This is a genomic window from Micromonospora sp. SCSIO 07396, assembly GCF_053667945.1.
The window spans coordinates 2,648,327-2,662,500 of record NZ_CM132210.1; the positions used below are offsets into that span (position 1 = coordinate 2,648,327).

The following is a 14,174-nucleotide window of genomic DNA, read 5'->3' on the forward strand; positions in this document are numbered from 1 at the left end:
TCCGTGATTGTCGTCGACGTGGACGGACGCCCGTCCACCTCCGACACAGATGGGGGCCCGACGTGGACCGCACCCAACGCCCGTCCGATCCGTTCCCGACGCCGATGAGCGACGTACGCCGGACGCCACTCGGCCAGATCCCGGTCGAGCGCGCCCTCGCCGTGGCGCGCATCGACGACCGCCGGGCCACCCACCCGACCCGGGTCGATGTCGCATCCTTCGGCTCGCACGTCTGACCCGGCCACCGCGCCCCGCGCCCCGGTCGCCCCGCTCAGCCAGTACGTCCTCAAGCTGACCAGCCGGTGCGACCTGGCGTGCGACCACTGCTACGTCTACGAACACCCCGACCAGTCGTGGCGTCGTCAACCCCGGCTGATGACGCCCGACACGGTCGAGGCCACCGCCCGGCGGATCGCCGAGCACGCCGCCACCCACCGGCTCGGCCTGGTGCGGGTCGTCCTGCACGGCGGGGAACCGCTGCTGGCCGGCGCGGCCCGGCTCGCCACCACCGCCGCCACCCTGCGCCGGGTGATCGCCCCGGTGACCCGGCTCGACCTGCGGATGCAGACCAACGGCGTGCTGCTCACCCCCGAGATCGCCGACGTCCTCGTCGCCCACGACGTCAAGGTGGGCGTCTCCCTGGACGGTGACCGGTCGGCCAACGACCGGCACCGCCGGTACGCCAACGGCGCGAGCAGCCACGACCAGGTGCGCCGGGCGCTGGCCCTGCTGCGCCGCCCGGCGTACCGCAGCTCCTACGCCGGGCTGCTGTGCACCGTCGACCTGGCCAACGACCCGCTGCGGGTCTACCAGGCGCTGCTCGCCGAGCAACCGCCCCGGATCGACTTCCTGCTGCCGCACGCCAACTGGGACCGGCCACCCGCCCGCCCCGACGGGGCCACCACCCCGTACGCGGACTGGCTGCTGACCATCCACCGGCGCTGGCTGGCCGACGGCCGGCCGGTGCCGATCCGGCTGCTGGAGTCCCTGCTGGCCACAGCCACCGGCGGCAGCACCGGCACCGAGGCGGTCGGGCTCGCCCCGGCGGATCTCGTGGTGGTGGAGACCGACGGCAGCTTCGAGCAGGTCGACTCGCTCAAGTCCGCGTTCCACGGCGCCGCCGCCACCGGCCTGGACGTGTTCCGGCACACCGTCGACGAGGCGGCGGCCCACCCCGGCATCGCCGTCCGCCAGTCCGGACTGGCCGGCCTCTGCGCCACCTGCCGCTCCTGCCCGCTGGTACGCCGCTGCGGCGGTGGCCTGTTCGCCCACCGGTACCGCTCGGGCACCGGTTTCGACAACCCGTCGGCCTACTGCACGGACCTGGCCGCATTGATCCGGGCCACCGCCGTCCCCACCGGGCCGCCGTCACCGCAGCCGGCCGACACGTTGCCCCCCGCCGTCCTGACCGACCTCGGCTCCGGGCGGGGCGGCCCCGGACCGGTGGGTCAGCTCGCCGCCGTCCACCACGGCATCGCCCGGGCGCTGACGGTCGCGCTCAGCCCCGCCGCCACCGCCGACCCGGTCGCGGCGGCCGGCTGGCACCTCCTGGTCGCACTGGACGTGTCCGCCCCCGACGCCGTCGACCACGTGCTCACCCACCCGTTCGTCAGGCGGTGGGCGCAGCGCTGCCGGGCCGGCGCGGCAGGCGACCTGTCGCACCTCGCCGCCGTCGCCGCCGCGGCAGCGGTCCGGGCCGGCGTCGACGCCGAACTCGCGCTGCCGGTGCGGGCCGGCGCGGTGCACCTGCCGACGCTCGGCGCGATCATGGTGGACACCGACGCCGCGACGGTGCCCGTCACCATCTCCACCGGCGGTGTCACACTGCGGGCCGGCCGGCGACGGGTCCGGGTCCGGCCGGCCGGACCCGGACCCCACCCGGACCGGTGGCGACCCACCCGGGCGGCCCACACCGGCGACGGAACCGTCCTGCTGGAGGACACCGACCCGTACCGGGACTGCTTCGACCTGCCGGTGGCGGCCCGGCTCGCCCCGGCGGTCGCCGACCGCTGGACGCGGCAGGTGCGCCGGGCGGTCGACCGCCTCGACGTCGAGGCCGCCGGCTACGCCGTCGGCGTCCGTGCCCTGCTGCGCGCCGTGGTGCCGCTGCGCCCGGACCCGTCAGGCCGTTCCCGCAGCGCCGCCGCCCGGTCCGCGTTCGGCGCGGTCGCCGTCACCCCGGTCGCCGACGACGCCGCGCTGGCGGTGCTGCTCGTGCACGAGGTGCAACATCTCAAGCTGGACGCGGTGCTCGACGTCTGCGAGCTGTTCGACCCCGCCGACGCCAGGCGGCTGCGGGTGCCCTGGCGCGACGACCCCCGCCCGGTGGAGGGCGCGCTGCACGGGGTCTACGCCCACCTCGCCGTCGCCGACGTGTGGCGGCACCGCCCGGGAGCCGAGGCCGCGGCGCACCACCGACGCTACCGGGAGTGGACCGACACGACGGTCGACGCGCTGCTCGACCTCGGCAGCCTCACCGCCGACGGTGAGCGTTTCGTCGGACAGATGCGCGCCACTCTGGACGGCTGGCGGTGAACGACCGGGCCGGCCTCGCCGCCGGCCTGCGGGCGATCGGACTACCAGCCGGCGCGACCGTGCTGGTGCACTGCGCGCTGTCCCGGGTGCGACCCGACCCGGCGGGGCCGGGCACCCTCCTCGCGGCGTTGCGCGACACCCTCGGCGACGACGGCACGGTGGTCGTGCCGACGCAGACCGCCGGCAACTCGGTGACCTCACCGGCGTTCCGGGCCGCCACGGCGGGGATGACCCCGGCCCAGGCCGCCGCCGTCGAGGCGACCATCGCGCCGTTCGATCCGGTGCACAGCCCGGCGCAGGGGATGGGGGCGTTCGCCGAACACGTCCGCCGGCAGGTCGATGCCCGGCGCAGCGCCCACCCGCAGACCTCCTTCGCCGCTCTCGGCCCGGCCGCCGCCGCCCTGACCGCCCGGCACGACCTGGACTGCCACCTCGGCGACCGTTCCCCGCTGGGCGCGCTGTACGCCGCCGACGCGCTGGTGCTGCTGCTCGGCGTCGACTGGTCGGTGTGCACCGCGTTCCACCTCGCCGAGTACCGGTGCGCCCGGCCCGCCCCGCACCGGGCGTACCGCTGCTACCTGCGCGACCCGCAGGGCCGCCGGGTCCGCCGGGACTTCCGTGCCCCGCACCTGGACGACGGTGACTTCCCACGGATCGGGGCGGCCGTGGAGGCCGACGGGGCGGTCCGCTCCGGCCCGGTGGGCGCCGCCGACGGTCACTGCGTACGGCTGCGCCCCGCCGTCGATCTCGCCGTCAGGTGGATTGATGAGCACCGGCTGGCGTGAAGCGGACAGCGCGGGGTTGGCCACTGTCGATACTGTGGTCGGCCGGGAGCGGCGACGCCGGGCGGGAGCGTTAGGTGGCGGAGGAACAGTTCAGGGAGGACGAGCGAGCCCCCGTGTTCTTCCTCAGCTATGCCCGCACCCGCACCCGGGTGGCGGCGCCCCCACGGGACACCAACCAGAAGGTCTTCCAGCTCTTCGTCGACCTCTCCGACCATGTCGTCGAGCTGCTCGGCCTCGGCCCGGGCCGGACGGCGGGCTTCATGGACCGGATGCTCGACGGAGGGCAGCTGTGGACCGACGAGCTCGCCTCCGCCGTCGGCCACTGCCAGGTCTTCATCCCGCTCATCTCCCCGCACTACCTGCGCAGCCAGTGGTGCGCCAGGGAGTGGGACGCGTTCACCAGGCGGCAGGTCGTACCCCGCCCGGACGCCGAGCTGTCGGCGGGGGAGACGCCGGTGATCCCGGTCAACTGGTCGGTGGTGGAGCGCCGACGGATGCCCGAGGTCGTGTCGCGGTGGCAGATGTTCTCCCCCACCCGGTTACCCTCGGACATCGCCCCGCAGTACCACGAGGAGGGCATCTACGGCCTGCTCAGCCTCGGCAGCAACGGCAAGGACGCCTACGACGCGGTGGTCTGGCGGCTGGCCCAGCGGATCGCCCGCGCGTACCGCACGCACTGGGTCGAGCCAGCGGTGCCGACCGACCTGCGGCAGCTGCGCGACCGGTTCGAGGAGGACGGGCATGACCTGGTCTGACACCTCCCCGGTCGGGCTCCCCGGGCAGGAGACCTACTTCTACCTCAGCTACGCGCACTCCGTCCCGCTGTCCGACGCCGCCCGGCCGGACACCGACTACTGGGTCGGCAAGTTCTTCCAGGATCTCGCCACGGCCGTCCGGGACCATCCCCGACGCACCGTCGAGATCGGGGCGGGCTTCTTCGACGGTCAGGTCAGTCCCGGCGTCGACCTGCGTCGTACGCTCACCGACGCGCTCAGCGTCGCGCACGTGTTCGTGCCGCTGTACTCGCCGAACTATTTCCGCAACGGCTGGGCGCTCGGCGAACGGGACTCGTTCCGCAGCCGGCTGACCCGGCTGCCGGCGGGACAGGCCGACCGGCACCTGCTGCCGGTGCTCTGGATGCCGTTACCGTCCTGGGAGGACCGTCCCGAGATCGTCCAGGCGCTGACGTTGACCGACGACCCCGACGACCGCGCCGTCTACGCCGAGAACGGGCTGCGCGCGCTGTGCAAGCTCAGCGCCTACGGCCGGCAGTACCGGCGGCTGCGCGACGCGCTGGCCGACCGGATCGTCCGGGTGACCGAGCAGCAACCGCTCGCCCGGTCCCGGGCGACGACCGTGACCAGCCGGCCGGTCCCCGACGGTCCGGGCGCCACGCTGGTGGTCACCACCCTCGCCGCCGACCGGGCCCGCTGGCGGCCCTACGGCGACCAGCACCAGCTGGCGGTGGCCGACTACGTGGCGGCGACCGCCGAGCGGCTCGGTCTGCCCACCCGGGTGGTCGGGTTGGCCGAGGCCCGCGACCAGGCCCCGCACAGCCCGGCGGTGGTGCTGGTGGACGCCGGGGTCGGGGCCGACGCCGCCCGGGTCGCACTCGACGGGCTGCCGCAGTGGGTGGTCCCGCTCGTCATCGCCGCCGACCATGCGCGTGGCGAGCCGACACCCGAGGAGATCGCCGGTACCTTGCAGGACGCCCGGTTTCCCCGGGTGCTGCCGGTGCGCACCATCGACGAGTTCGAGCGCTGCGCGCCGCTGCTGGTCACCGAGGCGCGCAAACAGTTCCTCCGGCACGGGCCGGTCGATCCGCCGGAGGGCCCGCACGATCCGAAGCCGAGCCTGGGGCCGGTCGGACCGTTCGACGTACGGCGAGGGAAGGCAGAACGATGACTCCACCCCGCGACGGCCAGGTCGTCACCTTCTACTCGTACAAGGGTGGCACCGGTCGCACGATGGCGCTGGCGAACACCGCCTGGATCCTCGCCGCGAACGGCCACCGGGTGCTCGCCGCCGACTGGGACCTGGAATCCCCCGGCCTGCACCGGTTCTTCGCCCCGTTCCTCGACCCGGAGCAGGTCGCCTCCACCGGCGGCGTGATGGACCTGATCCTCGACTACGAGTGGGAGAACGCCCGCCGTCGGCGCGAGGGCGAGGACACCCGCCCCGGCGACTGGCACCGCCAGTACGCCCGCGTCCACAAGCACGCCTTCTCGGTCAGCTGGGAGTTCCCCGGCGGCGGCATCCTGGACCTGCTGCTCGCCGGCCGGCACAACCCCGACTACGCCACCAGCGTCACCGGGCTGAACTGGGACAACTTCTACAACCGGCTCGGCGGGGCGCAGTTCTTCGACGCGCTGCGGGCCGACATGAAGCGGCACTACGACTACACCCTGATCGACAGCCGCACCGGCATCAGCGACGTCGCCGAGATCTGCACCATCCACCTGCCCGACGTGCTGGTCGACTGCTTCACCCTCAGCGACCAGGGCATCGAGGGCGCCGCCTCGGTCGCCACCCGGGTCCGCGACTACGAGGGCCGCCGCGCCCGCCGGGTGCTGCCGGTGCCGATGCGGGTCGACGAGGGGGAGAAGACCAAGACCGACGCCGGTCGGGCGCTGGCCATGCAGCGGTTCACCGGCCTGCCCAGCGGCATGACCGAGCTGGAACGGCAGGACTACTGGCTCTCCGTCGAGGTCCCCTACCGGGCCTACTACGCCTACGAGGAGACCCTGGCCACGTTCGGCGACGTGCCGGGCAGCCGGGGGTTGTTGTCGGCGTACGAGGCGCTGACCCGGCACATCACCAACGGCATGGTCGCCGGGTTGCCCCGGATGGACGAAGGGCTGCGCCGGCAGACCTTCCAACGCTTCGAACGCAAGCCGGTGATCGTCGACGAGCTGATCGTGCTGCGCTACGTGCCGGAGGACCAGGCGTGGGCGGAGTGGGTGCAGTCCGCGCTGCACGCCGCCGACCTGCGGGTGCTGGCCACCCCGCTGGGCGTCCAGACGACGGTGCCGGCCGGCACGGCCTCCCGCGAGCTGCACCTGGTCTCCCGCTCCTACCTCGCCGCCCGCCGGGCCCTCGGCAGCGCCGCCGGGCCCCCGCTGCTCGCGCTGCACCTCGACGACACCACCCCGTCGGTGGACACCCCGCCCGGCAGTTGGGCGACCGTCCACGAGCGCAGCGCCGCGGCCGCCGCCGAGCAGGTGTGGGAACTGGTCGGCCGGCCCGGCGACGGCCGGGACCGCCCGACGCCGGCCACCCGCTACCCGGGCATCGAACCGCTGGTCTTCTACGCCCCGGCGCGCAACGTACGGTTCACCGGGCGGGACCGGTTGCTGCTGAACCTGCGCGAGGAGCTGAAGGCGGCGGCCCGGGAACGGGTGCCGGTGGCGCTGCGCGGCGGGGCCGGCATCGGCAAGACCCAGCTCGCCGCCGAGTACGCCTACCGCTTCCACGGCGCGTACGACGTGGTCTGGTGGGTGGACGCCGACCCGGTGCAGTTCATCGACGTCCGTTTCGCCGACCTGGGCCGCCGGCTCGGCCTGCCCGACCTGCAGAACGTGCCGGACAACACCCGGGCGGTGCGGGACTGGCTCAGCCACGGCGGCGGCCGGGGCGTCGACGGGCCACCGCTGCGCTGGCTGATCGTCTTCGACAACGTCGACCAGTACGAGCACGTCCGGGAGTTCCTTCCCCAGGGTGAGGGGCACGTGCTGGTGACCACCCGCAACCCGGACTGGGCCGACCTGGCCCGCGCGGTCGACGTGGACGCCTTCCAGCGCGGCGAGAGCGTCAGTCACCTGATCAGCCGCACCAGCCGCCGGGGCATGACGGTGGCCGAGGCGCAGCAGGTCGCCGAGGCGGTGGAGGACGTGCCGATCCTGGTGGCGCTGGCCGGCGCGTGGCTGGCGGAGAGCCCCGACTCGGTCGCCACCTACCTGGCCGGGCTGGCCCGCACCGGCCCCGACAGCGACGTGTGGGGCCGTTCGCTGGCCGGCCTGCGGGAGCAGTCCCCGGGCGCCTACCGGCTGCTCCAGCTCGGTTCGGTGCTCGCCCCCGACATCGCCCTCGACCTGCTCTACGGCGACCAGGTGGCGAAGGTCATCGCCCCGCACGACCCGCTGGTCGCCGCGCAGGTCACCGACCGGGTCTCCGAACGGGACATCGCGGCGGCGCTGGTCCAGCGGATCAACCGGCTCGCCCTGATCAAGGTGGACCTGCTCGCCCAGCGGGTACAGATCCACCGGCTGCTCCAGGCGGCGCTGCGCTCCCGGATGTCCGAGCGGGAACTGGCCGAGGTCAAGCACGACGTGCACCGCATCCTCGCCGGTTCCCGCCCCTCCGGCGAGGTGGACGACCCGGCCTTCCAGTCCGGCTACCGGCACCTGTGGCCCCACCTGGATGGTTCCGAGGCGGTGTCCTGCCACGACGACACGGTCCGGCAGTTGGTCATCGACCGGGTCCGGTACATCTTCCTCAACGGCGGTTTCGAGCAGGGCGCGCAGTACGCCCGGGAGGCCGACAAGACCTGGACGACCATGCTGGAGGGGTTGTCCCCGGACACCGGCGCCCACCGTTCGCTGCGGGTGCAACTGCTCAACCTGCGCTTCAACCTGGCCAACCTGCTGCGCAGCCTCGGCCGGTTCGAGCAGGCCCGGACCCTCGACGAGGAGACCCTGCGCCAGCAGCAGGACCTGATCGGCGAGAGCCACCCGTACACCCTGATGACCGCCGGGGGGTACGCGGCGGACCTGCGGGCCCTGGGCCGCTACCAGGACGCGCTGGAGCAGGACCTGCTGACCCACGGGGCGTCCGTGGAGGTGTTCGGGGAGGACCACCGGCGCACCCTGAACGCGGCCAACAACCTCGCCGCCTCCTACCGGCTCTCCGGGGACTTCACCCGGGCACTCGACACCGACCAGACCACCTACCGCCGGCTGCGCGTCGTGCTCGGCCCCGACCACCCGCGGACCCTGCTGTCGGCCAGCAACCTCGCCCGCGACCTGCGGGAGACCGGCGACTACCAGGGCTCGGTGGCGTTGCTGGAGGAGGTGATCGAGGGTTACCGCCGGCTCTTCGGCGACCAGTTCCGCGAGTTGCTGATCAACCAGGCCAACCTGGCCGCGTCACTGCGCAGCACCGGCCGGATCGCCGAGGCGGGCCGGCTGCTCGACGACGCCTACCTCCAGCTGCGCGCCACGGTGGGGCCGACCAACCCGGACACCCTGCTGTGCCGGTTGAGCCGGACGGCCAACCTGATGCTCCAGGACCAGGCGGCGCAGGCCCGGTCGGAGCTGGAGGAGATGCAGCGGACGCTCACCCAGGTGTTCGGGGCACGGCATCCCTACACGCTGGTGTGTGAACTCAACCAGGGGGTGGCGCTGTGGGACACCGGGACGCAGGATGAGGCGTACGCGATCACCATGGCCGCGGCCGACGGGCTGCGCGAGGTGCTCGGACCGGAGCATCCGTTCAGCATGGGCGCTGACAACAACGCCGCCGTCTTCACCCTCCTCAGCGGGCAGCCCGAGGAGGGCTTGACCCGGTTGCAGGCCGTGGTGGCCCGGCTGACCGCGGTGCTCGGGGCCGACCATCCGGACACGTTGCGCAGCCTCGGTAACGTGGAGACGGCGCGGCAGGCGGCCAGCGGGGGAAAGGTCAGCATCGGGCGGATACGGCTGGCGGACCGGCTCGCCGACCGGATCGGGCAGGAACACCCGAGTGTGGTGGTGCTGCGCGACGGGCGGTACGTGCGGCGGGTCCTCGACCCGCACCCCTACTGACCGGGCCGGGCACCGATGAGCACGTCGGTGCCCGTCGGCACCTGCCCTTCGCCGAGCCACCGCAGGATGCGGGGGAGTTGCCCCATGGCGTCGAAGTGGGCCGCGCCGGGCTGCACCTCGATCTCCGCCCCGGGAATCCGGGCGGCCAGCCAGCGGCCGTGGCTGGCCGGGGCGAAGGTGTCGTCCGCACCGTGCCACAGCCGTACCGGGGTGACCACGGTGTCGATCGCGTCGAGGTCGAACTTCCAGTCGCGGCGCAACGCCAGCACGTCGTCGATCCAGCCGTACGGGCCGGCCCGCAGCGCCTCCTGGTAGGTGTCGAAGATGATCCCGCGCAGCGCCGCGTCGTTGATCGCCCGACGGTCGGGGGGACCCATCTGCGCCATCAGGTCCCGCAGCAGGAACCGGGGGTCCTCGGCGGCCCGGGCGGCCCGCTGCCGGATCTCCTCGACGACGATCTCGGTGTCCGGGCGGCCGTTGCCGAAGCCCCGCTGGTTGTCGCCGTTCATCCCCTCGAACCAGTCCAGCCCGATGGCCTCCGAGGGGGCGAAGCTCACCAGCACCGCGACCCGGCTCACCCGGCCGCGCAGGCGTTCGTCGGCGGCGCAGGCCAGCGCGTGCGGCCCGCCACCGGAGCGGCCGGCGACCGCGAACCGGTCCAGTCGGAGCTGGTCGGCGATGGCTTCCACGTCCCGCGCGGCGTCGGCCACGTCCCGGCCCTCGAACCGGTCGGAGTCGCCGTAACCGGGGCGGTCGTAGGCGATCAACCGGATGCCCATCCGGTAGAGCACGATGCCCCGGGGTTTCGGCCCCCGGCGGCTGCCGGGTGTGCCGTGCATCAGGAAGACGGGGAACCCGTCGGGAGCACCGGTCTCCTCGTACGCCACCCGCTTGTTGTCCGCGCGGTGGGCGTATCGCGGCCCAGGCTCACCTTCTCGGGTCACTGTAGCCTGCCTTCCAGTGCCACTACCAGCCAATACTCGCAACCCGCATCGAGCGAAAACGATGTTTTCGTCGGCCCCGTTCAGCCTTTGAGCCTAACGGTCGGGCCCGGCACACCGCTATGCCGAGCCCGAACAACCGGCCGGATCTGTCGGAAACGACACCTGTCGGCCCGTCCGGTGGGAACGTCCGGCCGAACCGTCAACGGCGTTCAGCAGGCAAGGGGTCGGATATCCGACGGCGCGTCGACCAGGGCGGCGCGTGGATCGGCGTAGCGCCACTCCACCCGGTACTGCGCCCGCAACCGGGGCCGCGGCACCACCCACTCGTACGCGATCCGCCCCTGCCGCTCCCGACCGTCCGGGCGCACCTCGGCGCTGCTCTCGGCGGTGAACGAGGTCTCGTTGCCCCAGACCGTCGGACCCGTCTCGGCCGGGAAGTCGAGCCGGATCACCAGATTGCGGGTGGGCAGCCGGATGTCCCGCTGCAACCAGTCGCCGAACTTCCACGCCGGCACCCGGTAGGCGTAGTCCACCACGGTGCGCTGGCCGGGATAGAGCGGCATCGGGGTGCCCCCACCGTCGAGCAACAGCACGATCTTGAGGAAGGCGTCCCGGCTGCGCCCGACCCGCCACCGCATCGGCTCCGGCTGGTCGACGCCGATGCTCGCCCGGAAGTCGACCTCGTCGATGGTGAGTGGATGGCGACCGTGGAAGACCGTCGACCGGGCCGGATCGTCGGGGAACCGGTCGATGTCGATCTGCACCGTGTGCCTGGTGATCGGCTCGGTGCCCACGCTGTGCAGCACCCGCCGGAACCGGCACTCGTACACCCCGTCGACGAGGGAGAGGCTGGCCTGCTCGTCCTCGATCACCAGATGCGACCCGGCCGGGGGCGGAACCGCGGTCGGGCCGAGCGGGGAACGGCGTCCCCCCGGGCCCCGCCGGTCGGCGAAGGCCACGTACTGCTGCCAGATCCGGTTACCGCTGTCCAGCACCAGCTCCACCCGCCTGGCGAACTCCTCGGTGGGCTGGTGCCGGCCGTTCTCGATGTGGCTGACGTACGACGGGTCGAAACCGGTGCGTTCGGCCAGTTCCTTCTTGGACATGCCCCGCTGGTGACGCCAGTGGGTCAGTTCCCGAACGAATTCCGCCGCCGCATCGTCCTGTGTGGAGCCTGCCATGCCCCCGTCCTCGCTGTCGGGCCTCAAGTCTGTCCCACCCGTGGCGTCCGCGCCAGGGGTGCCCCCACCCGACTCCACCCGACGGGCCGGAGCCCGGGCCGCCGGACCCGCTCCACGACAGCCACCGGCGCTGCCGGCAGGATGGCCGGCATGGACCCCGCCGTACGCCGCTACCTCGCCGACCTGCTCGGCGTCGCCCGCGACCTGCTCGGGTCGGAACTGGTGGGCGGCTACGCCGCCGGGTCGGTGGCGCTGCACGCGTACCAGCCCGGCCGCAGCGACGTGGACGTGGCGCTGGTCTGCCGGGACGCGCTACCCCGGCCGACCCGGCAGGAACTGGTCACCCGACTGCGACACGAGGCGCTGCCCTGCCCGGCACGCGGCCTCGAACTGGTCGTCTACACCCGTTCGGTCGCCGGCTCGGGCACCTGCGAACCGGGTTTCGAGGTGGAACTGAACACCGGGGCGGCGATGCCGGCGCGGGTCACCCTCGACCCGGCCGAGCGGCCCGCCGCCGACGGCCGCTTCTGGTACGCCCTGGACCGCAGCATCCTGCACCAACGGGGCCACCCGTTGACCGGCCCGCCGGCCGCAGCGGTCTTCGCCGACCCGTCCCCGGACGACCTGCGCACGCTGATGGTGGCGGCGCTGCGCTGGTGGCTGGCCCGCCCCGCCCCGCCCGGAGACGCCCCGGCCCCCGGCGCGGAGGACGCCGTGCTGAACGCCTGTCGCGCGCTGGTCCGGCTCCGCGACGGCGACTGGCTGTCCAAGACCGCCGCCGGCCACCGGGTGATCACCCTCGGCCGCGACCCCGGGTTGGTGCGCCGCTGCGTCGACGCCCGCACCGGCGGCCCGCCCCCGTCCGCCGCCGCGGCCCGCGCCTTCCAACAGCGGGTGCTGGACGAGATCACCGCCGACTGACCACGCGACCCCCCGGCGTCGCCGTGACCGGCCCGCACGGGGCGGCCCGAGGCCGGGCCGCCCCGTGCCGGCTCAGCGTCGGAGCAGGGCGAACACACCCCAGCCCAGGTACTCCCGCCGGTACCTGACGTGCCGCAACGGGTCCTCGGTCAGCTCCTGCCGCAGCGACCCGGCGAGAGCGTCGTCGGGATGGGCGTCCAACCAGCGGCGCAGGGTCAGCCAGTGCGCAGCGGCGTACCGGTCCCAACTGTCCTGGTCGGCGAGGACCATCTCGACCACGTCCCAGCCGTGCCCCTGCATCCGGCCGATCAGCCCGGGAAGGTCGTCGAAGTCGTCCCGCACGGTGGCGTGGCAACCGGCGACGGTCTCCCGGTCCGGCGGCTCCCGCCGCCAGTAGGGCTCCCCGACCAGCAGCATCCCGCCCGGACGCAGCGCCCGCGCCAGCAGGTCGATGGTGCCGGTGACACCCCCGCCGATCCAGGTCGCACCGAGACAGACAGCCACGTCGACCGGCCCGGGGTGGACGTACCCGGCGGCGTCGTCGTGGACGAAACGGACCCGGTCGGCCACCCCGAGGGCGGCCGCGCGATGTCGGGCGGCGGTGGTGAACGCGGTGCTGATGTCGACACCGGTGCCCCGGATCCCGTGCGCGCGGGCCCAGGTGCAGAGCAGCTCACCCTTGCCGCTGCACAGGTCGAGCAGGGCGTCGTCGGGGCGCAGCCGGATCACCCGCCCCAGGGTGGCCAGCTTGTCGGCGTCGAACGGGTTGAGGATGCGAAGGTCGCCTTCGCGGATGACGAAACTACGGTCGAGATCCATGTCGATGACTCCGGAGGTGCGTGGACGGACGCGGAAAGCGGACGGTCGGCACACGGAGCACGGGCACGGGACACACCTCGTTCGCTGGTCGTGGTGACGGGGCCGTCAGGCTACGTCCCACCGGCCCGGGGCGACAGCGAATTCGCCCCGGGCCGTACCCGTTCGTCAGGCGTTGGTCGGCACCTTGCCGGCGGGCGGTTCGGTGGACGCCCCGACCGGCGGCTCGGCGGGCTGCCGGGCCGCCACCGTCGGGTACTCGGCGGTCTCCCCACCCCCGGCGGCGGCCGCCATCACGGCGGCGGCGGCCAGGTCGGCGACCCGCTTCGCCTCCCGCTGCACCCGGGCCCGCACGTCCTTGGCGTGCCGCTCCACGCTCTCGGCGGCCTGCCGGGCCTCCTCCAACCGTCGGTTCTCGGCGGTCAGGTCGCGACGCACCTCCTCCAGCAGCTGCCGGGAACGCGCCAACTCCCGCTCGGTGGTGTCACCCTCCTGCTGGATCTCGGCCAGCTGCGCGCGGGCCGTCTCCAGCTCGCCCTGCACCTCGGCGAGGGTCTTCTGCCGGTCGGCGATCTCCCGCTGCACCGTGGCCAGCTGCTCCTGGTGGCTGCTGGTCTGCTCGTCGGCCCGCTGACGGACCTCGGTGGCGTACTGCTGCGCCTCGGCGATCAACGCGGCGATCTGCTGCTCGGCGGCGCTGTGCTGGTTGGTCAGCTCCCGCTCCGCCGCCGCCCGCTGCTCGGCCAGCTCCTGCTCGGCCGCGGCCCGCCGCTCGCCGACCTCCCGCTCCACCGTGGCCTGCCACTGGGCCAGCTCCTGCTGGCTCTGCGTCCGGGCCGCCTGGATCTCCTGCTGGATCTGGGTCCGGGCCGCCTTGGTCAACGCCTCGGCGGCGGCCCTGGTCTGGGTGATCTGCTTCGCGGTCTGCTCGCTGATCCGCTTGGCCTCCTGCTGGGCCCGCTCGTGGGCGGCCTCCCCCTCGGCCCGCAGCTTCTCCGCCCGCTCCCGGATCTCGGCCAGCTCGGCGTCGGCCGTCGCCCGGCGTTCCTCGTACGCCTTCTCCTGTTCCTCGCGGCGGGTGGCGAGTTCCTCGTCCAGGTCCCGCAGCGCCTGCGCGGTCCGGTCCCGCGCCTCGACAAGCGTCTTCTCCGCCTCACCCTGGAGCTGGTTCGCCCGCTGGGTGGCCGAGTC

At 73.7% G+C, this 14,174-nt stretch carries 11 protein-coding genes (1 of these 11 cut by a window edge); 7 read left to right on the forward strand and 4 right to left on the reverse strand.

The annotated features are described in order from the left end of the window. Nucleotides 1-104: 104 nt before the first annotated feature. The 6 genes from ACWCHM_RS11260 (at nucleotide 105) to fxsT (ending at nucleotide 9,121) form a co-directional block, all read left to right on the forward strand. Nucleotides 105-236 carry a hypothetical protein gene (locus ACWCHM_RS11260; protein ID WP_255554030.1) on the forward strand — a complete coding sequence of 44 codons (132 nt, stop codon included), beginning with the start codon at nucleotides 105-107 and terminating at the stop codon, nucleotides 234-236. Continuing rightward, nucleotides 208-2,535, forward strand: a complete 2,328-nt coding sequence (locus ACWCHM_RS11265; protein WP_454222358.1) for an FxsB family cyclophane-forming radical SAM/SPASM peptide maturase — start codon at nucleotides 208-210, stop codon at nucleotides 2,533-2,535. Before ACWCHM_RS11260 ends, ACWCHM_RS11265 begins: the two co-directional genes overlap by 29 nt. Further along, nucleotides 2,532-3,320 carry an aminoglycoside N(3)-acetyltransferase gene (locus tag ACWCHM_RS11270; protein WP_454222359.1) on the forward strand — a complete coding sequence of 263 codons (789 nt, stop codon included), beginning with the start codon at nucleotides 2,532-2,534 and terminating at the stop codon, nucleotides 3,318-3,320. Before ACWCHM_RS11265 ends, ACWCHM_RS11270 begins: the two co-directional genes overlap by 4 nt. Nucleotides 3,321-3,394: 74 nt before the next feature. Further along, complete coding sequence (locus ACWCHM_RS11275; protein WP_454222360.1) at nucleotides 3,395-4,075, forward strand: TIR-like protein FxsC; 681 nt, start codon at nucleotides 3,395-3,397, stop codon at nucleotides 4,073-4,075. Beyond that, nucleotides 4,062-5,225, forward strand: coding sequence for a TIR-like protein FxsC (locus tag ACWCHM_RS11280; protein WP_204960718.1), 1,164 nt, complete (start codon nucleotides 4,062-4,064; stop codon nucleotides 5,223-5,225). The genes ACWCHM_RS11275 and ACWCHM_RS11280 overlap by 14 nt, the downstream gene beginning before the upstream one ends. Continuing rightward, nucleotides 5,222-9,121 carry an FxSxx-COOH system tetratricopeptide repeat protein gene (gene fxsT, locus ACWCHM_RS11285; RefSeq protein ID WP_454222361.1) on the forward strand — a complete coding sequence of 1,300 codons (3,900 nt, stop codon included), beginning with the start codon at nucleotides 5,222-5,224 and terminating at the stop codon, nucleotides 9,119-9,121. Before ACWCHM_RS11280 ends, fxsT begins: the two co-directional genes overlap by 4 nt. Here fxsT and ACWCHM_RS11290 read toward each other — a convergent pair. Beyond that, nucleotides 9,115-10,065, reverse strand: coding sequence for an alpha/beta fold hydrolase (locus ACWCHM_RS11290; protein ID WP_421488316.1), 951 nt, complete (start codon nucleotides 10,063-10,065; stop codon nucleotides 9,115-9,117). The genes fxsT and ACWCHM_RS11290 overlap by 7 nt on opposite strands. 209 nt (nucleotides 10,066-10,274) lie before the next feature. Further along, on the reverse strand, nucleotides 10,275-11,246 hold the full coding sequence (locus ACWCHM_RS11295) for a helix-turn-helix domain-containing protein (RefSeq protein WP_204960721.1): 972 nt from the start codon (nucleotides 11,244-11,246) through the stop codon (nucleotides 10,275-10,277). Nucleotides 11,247-11,396: 150 nt separating this feature from the next. Between ACWCHM_RS11295 and ACWCHM_RS11300 the strand changes: the two genes are divergently transcribed. Next, nucleotides 11,397-12,167 carry a nucleotidyltransferase domain-containing protein gene (locus ACWCHM_RS11300; RefSeq protein WP_454222363.1) on the forward strand — a complete coding sequence of 257 codons (771 nt, stop codon included), beginning with the start codon at nucleotides 11,397-11,399 and terminating at the stop codon, nucleotides 12,165-12,167. Nucleotides 12,168-12,239: 72 nt separating this feature from the next. Here the strand turns inward: ACWCHM_RS11300 and ACWCHM_RS11305 are convergent, their stop codons facing one another. Both ACWCHM_RS11305 and ACWCHM_RS11310 read right to left on the reverse strand, forming a co-directional pair. Next, entirely contained in the window at nucleotides 12,240-12,986 is a 747-nt protein-coding gene (locus ACWCHM_RS11305; protein WP_454222365.1) for an SAM-dependent methyltransferase, read from the reverse strand. A gap of 165 nt (nucleotides 12,987-13,151) precedes the next feature. Continuing rightward, a protein-coding gene (locus tag ACWCHM_RS11310; protein WP_454222366.1) for a DivIVA domain-containing protein crosses the window boundary here: on the reverse strand, nucleotides 13,152-14,174 show its 3' portion. 324 nt of this gene lie beyond the right edge of the window; 1,023 of the gene's 1,347 nt are visible here — the last part of the coding sequence; the start codon falls outside the window, past its right edge; it ends in the stop codon at nucleotides 13,152-13,154.